This window comes from Mesorhizobium sp. M2C.T.Ca.TU.002.02.1.1, from assembly GCF_003997225.1.
Map to the genome: position 1 here is coordinate 1 of NZ_RZTO01000530.1, position 4,445 is coordinate 4,445.

Genomic DNA, 4,445 nt, shown 5'->3' on the forward strand with positions numbered 1-4,445 from the left:
GAGGAAAACCGGCCGATCGATGTCTATCGTGAAACGCTGCCGAACGGCGTCAGCTACGACACGCTCGACATCAATTCCGATTCGATCGGCGACAACACGCGCGAATTCGTCGTGCCGGCCGGGCACTATTTCATGATGGGCGATAATCGCGACAATTCCTCCGACAGCCGCTTCGCCGTCGGCTATGTGCCGGCCGAGAACCTTGTCGGCCGCGCCAACCTCATCTTCTTCTCGATCGCCGGCAAGGCGAGCCCGCTCGAGATATGGAAGTGGCCGTCGCTGATGCGGGCCGGGCGCCTGTTCCATTTCGTCCACTAGAGCGATGGCGGCCAGCAAGCGTTTGACCGCCGATGCCCTGGCCGAGGCGCTTGTCGAGCGTACCGGCCATGCCTTCGCCGACCGCCAGCGCCTGCAGCGGGCGCTGACCCATGCCAGCGCCCGTTCCATTCACGCCGGCGTCGATTATGAGCGCTTCGAGTTCCTGGGTGACCGCGTCCTCGGCCTCGTCGTCGCCGACATGCTGCTCGCGACCTTTCCCGATGCCGCCGAGGGCGAGCTGTCGCTGCGCCTCAACGCGCTGGTCAATGCTGAGGCGCTCTCCCAAATCGCCGAGGAGATCGGCCTGCCCGAGCTGATCCGCGCCGGCTCCGACGTGCGCAATCTCGACGGGCGCAAGCGCACCAATCTGCGCGCCGACGCGCTGGAATCGCTGATTGCCGTGCTTTACCTGGATGGTGGCCTTGAGGCTGCCCGCGCGTTCATCCATCGCTATTGGCAGCCGCGTTCGCAGGCGATCGGGGCTGCGCGGCGCGACGCCAAGACCGAATTGCAGGAATGGGCGCACCAAGCCGCCGCCGGCGCCGTGCCGGCCTACCGCGTCGACGGCCGCGAGGGGCCGGATCACGATCCGCTGTTCACCGTCAGCGTCAAGGTCGGCTCCTTTGCGCCGGCGACCGGCAGCGGCCGCTCCAAACGCGAGGCCGAGCAAGCCGCGGCGGCTACTCTTTTGCTGCGCGAAGGCGTATGGAGCGCGGCATGAGCGATACGGAAACCCCCAAAGCCCCCGCGACGCGCTCCGGTTTCGTCGCGCTGATCGGCGCGCCCAATGCCGGCAAGTCGACGCTGGTCAACCAGCTGGTCGGCGCCAAGGTGTCGATCGTCACCCATAAGGTGCAGACCACCCGCGCCATCGTGCGCGGCATCGCCACGCATGACAACGCGCAGATCGTCTTCGTCGACACGCCCGGCATCTTCAAGCCGAAGCGGCGGCTGGACACCGCGATGGTGACCACCGCATGGGGTGGCGCCAAGGATGCCGATGTCGTCGTGCTTCTGATCGACGCAGAGCGCGGTATCAAGGGCGATGCCGACGCCATCCTCGATCGGCTCAAGGACGTCCGGCAGCCGATGCTGCTCGTCCTCAACAAGGTCGATCGCGTCAAGCCGGAAACGCTTCTCGCCTTGGCCGCGACCGCCAACGAACGCGTGCCGTTCAAACGCACCTTCATGGTCTCCGCGCTCACCGGCTCCGGCTGCAAGGACCTGCTCGACTATCTCGCCGAGACGCTTCCGGCCGGTCCCTGGTATTATCCCGAGGACCAGATCTCCGACCTGCCGATGCGCCAGCTAGCGGCGGAGATCACGCGCGAAAAGCTCTATCTCAGGCTGCATCAGGAACTTCCCTACTCCTCGCATATCGAAACCGAGAAATGGGAAGAGAAGAAGGACGGCTCGGTGCGCATCGAGCAGGTCATCTACGTCGAGCGCGACAGCCAGAAGAAAATCGTGCTCGGCCACAAGGGCGAGACGATCCGTTCCATCGGCCAGGCCGCGCGGACCGAGATCGCCGAGATCCTCGAGCAGAAGGTGCACCTTTTCCTGTTCGTGAAGGTGCGCGAGAACTGGGGCGATGACCCCGAGCGCTACCGCGAGATGGGGCTGGAGTTTCCCCATTGATGCCTGTCGCCCAAAAGCGCGAAGCGGCTTTGGGACCACGGCATGGATGATCCGCAACCGACCATCGACACCGATCTCGTGCGCCGGCTGGTCGATGCGCAATTCCCTCGGTGGCGGGATCTGCCGATCAGCCCGGTCGCTTCCGGCGGCTGGGATAACCGCACCTTCCATCTCGGCGACGAGATGACGGTCAGGCTGCCGAGCGCGGCCGCCTATTCGCTGCAGGTCGAGAAGGAGCAGCGCTGGCTGCCGAAACTGGCACCTTTCCTGCCGCTGCCCATTCCGACTCCGCTGGCCATGGGCGAGCCGGGCGAGGGGTATCCCTGGCGTTGGTCCGTCTATCGCTGGATCGAGGGCGAGACGGCGAAGAATGCACGCATTGCCGATCTCGGCGCGTTCGCGCTCTCGCTCGCCGATTTCCTTGTCGCGCTGAGAGGCATCGACCCGGCTGATGGGCCTGCGCCCGGCCGGCATAATTTCCATCGTGGCGGGCCGCTGACCGTCTACGACGGCCAGGTCAGGCAAGCGATCACCGCACTGGAGGACCGGATCGACGCCCAAGCCGCGACCACCGTGTGGGAAACGGCGCTTGCCGCCACCTGGTCTGGCTCCCCGGTCTGGTTCCATGGCGATGTCGCCTCGGGCAATCTGCTGGTTAAGGACGGCAGCTTGAGCGCCGTCATCGATTTCGGCACCTCCGGCGTCGGCGATCCGTCTTGCGACCTCGCGATCACCTGGACCTTCTTGGAAGGCACCAGCCGCGAGGCCTTCCGCGCGCGCGTCGTTGTCGACGATGCCACCTGGGCGCGCGGCCGCGGCTGGGCGCTGTGGAAGGCGCTGATCACCGTCGCCGGCCACGACGCCAACCAGGCCGAAGCCGAAAGGCAGCGCAGCGTGATCGACGAGGTGCTCGCCGAGCATCAGCGCTGGGCATGAAAACCACACCAGCGAATGTCAGTACAAATTGGACACGGCGTGCCGAAATCTTGATTTCGCAGCGCAACGGGTGAAAAGCTGGCCTCATGGAATGGCGCGACGAGGGAATCGTTCTCGGCACCCGCAAGCATGGCGAAACCAGCGCCATCCTCGAGGTGATGACGCGCGCCCATGGCCGCCATCTCGGCCTTGTGCGGGGAGGGCGCTCGCGCAAGCAGCAGCCGGTGCTGCAGCCCGGCAACCGCGTCGACCTTCTGTGGCGGGCGCGGCTCGATGAGCATCTCGGCGTCTTCCAGGCCGAGGCGATCGAGATGAATGCCGCGCGGCTGATGGACAGCGCGGTCGCCGTCTACGGCCTGCAGACTATGGCCGCGCATCTGAGGCTCCTGCCCGAACGCGATGCCCATGGCGGCCTTTACGAGGCGCTTGCCGTGATGATTGCCCATCTCAGCGATGCCGATGCGGCGGGCGAGCTGGTGGCGCGCTTCGAACTGCTCATCCTCGACGAACTGGGCTTCGGCCTCGACCTCAGCCAATGCGCGGCGACCGGCTCCAGGCAGGATCTCGCCTATGTCTCGCCGAAATCCGGGCGCGCCGTGTCGCGCGCAGCGGGTGCTGCCTGGCACGACAAGATGCTGGCGCTGCCGGCTTTCCTCCAGCGCGGCTCCGGCCTGCGCGCCGATGCGGCAGCGCTTGAGGATGCGTTCCGGCTGAGCGGCTTCTTCTTCACTCGCCATGTCTACGAGCCGCGCGGCATCGAGCCGCCCGACGCCCGCGCCGGCTTCCTCGCCGCGCTGCGCCGGCATCATGCGGCGGCGAAGGCGATTGCGAGTGGGGCAGGATAGAAACAGGCGCGCCTAATCCGCGCCGCGCTGCTCCAGGAAATCGTCGAGCATGGCGCGCTGGCCCTTGAGGATCTTGACGCCGGCTTCGGGCAGCGAAAACCAGCCGGCTCGATCCACCTCCGGGAATTCCTTCAGGCGTCCCGATTTCGGCGGCCACTCCATGGTGAACATATTGCTTCTGACGGCATCCGCATCGATGTCCGCTTCAACACTCCACGCAGTGACGATCTTCCCGCCGGGCTGCTTGTAGCTGCCGAGCGGCCGGAAATCGCCTTCGATGGCGACGCCGAGCTCCTCTTCGGTTTCCCTCTTGGCGGCTTCGAGCTCGTCCTCACCGTTGCCGATCAATCCCTTCGGGATCGACCACGCGCCTTCATCCTTTCTGGCCCAGAACGGTCCGCCCGGGTGGACGAGCAGGAATTCGAACACCCCGGCGATGTGCCTGTGGATCAGCAGGCCCGCGCTTTTCTGCGGCATCGGTCACCTCGCGACATTGTCTTCGTCCGCGCGAGAATAGCACGAGTATTTCGCGGCAGAGGTCGCGCGATCTCGCCTGCAATGCCGACAGCCTCGACGGCCCGCCATCGGATAACCAGGCAAGTTGCTGGCAATCGGCGACGAAACATGCTCGATCTTGTTAGCCGGCGAGCCGCTGATTTGCGTCAGCCGTCTCGTTGCCGCATTTGTTGGCCACGACTGGTCTGGTTT

The 4,445-nt window shown here is 65.6% G+C and carries 6 protein-coding genes; 5 read left to right on the plus strand and 1 reads right to left on the minus strand.

Features of this window, described 5'->3' with window-relative positions:
- From lepB to recO, 5 genes are all read left to right on the plus strand, one after another.
- The coding region (gene lepB, locus EOD07_RS24105) for a signal peptidase I (protein WP_127237224.1) at positions 1–318 on the plus strand (318 nt) is incomplete at its 5' end.
- 4 nt (positions 319–322) lie between these two features.
- On the plus strand, positions 323–1,039 hold the full coding sequence (rnc, locus tag EOD07_RS24110) for a ribonuclease III (RefSeq protein ID WP_041009540.1): 717 nt from the start codon (positions 323–325) through the stop codon (positions 1,037–1,039).
- The gene (era, locus tag EOD07_RS24115) at positions 1,024–1,956 is read left to right on the plus strand and encodes a GTPase Era (protein ID WP_206519537.1); all 933 of its coding nucleotides are present in this window, start codon (positions 1,024–1,026) and stop codon (positions 1,954–1,956) included. Before rnc ends, era begins: the two co-directional genes overlap by 16 nt.
- A gap of 42 nt (positions 1,957–1,998) precedes the next feature.
- On the plus strand, positions 1,999–2,892 hold the full coding sequence (locus EOD07_RS24120) for an aminoglycoside phosphotransferase family protein (RefSeq protein WP_127237226.1): 894 nt from the start codon (positions 1,999–2,001) through the stop codon (positions 2,890–2,892).
- 86 nt (positions 2,893–2,978) lie between these two features.
- The gene (gene recO, locus EOD07_RS24125) at positions 2,979–3,737 is read left to right on the plus strand and encodes a DNA repair protein RecO (RefSeq protein WP_127237227.1); all 759 of its coding nucleotides are present in this window, start codon (positions 2,979–2,981) and stop codon (positions 3,735–3,737) included.
- A 12-nt stretch (positions 3,738–3,749) separates the two neighbouring features.
- On the opposite strand, the gene EOD07_RS24130 is transcribed toward recO, so the two are convergent.
- The gene (locus EOD07_RS24130) at positions 3,750–4,214 is read right to left on the minus strand and encodes an NUDIX domain-containing protein (protein ID WP_127237228.1); all 465 of its coding nucleotides are present in this window, start codon (positions 4,212–4,214) and stop codon (positions 3,750–3,752) included.
- Between the last annotated feature and the right edge of the window lie 231 nt (positions 4,215–4,445).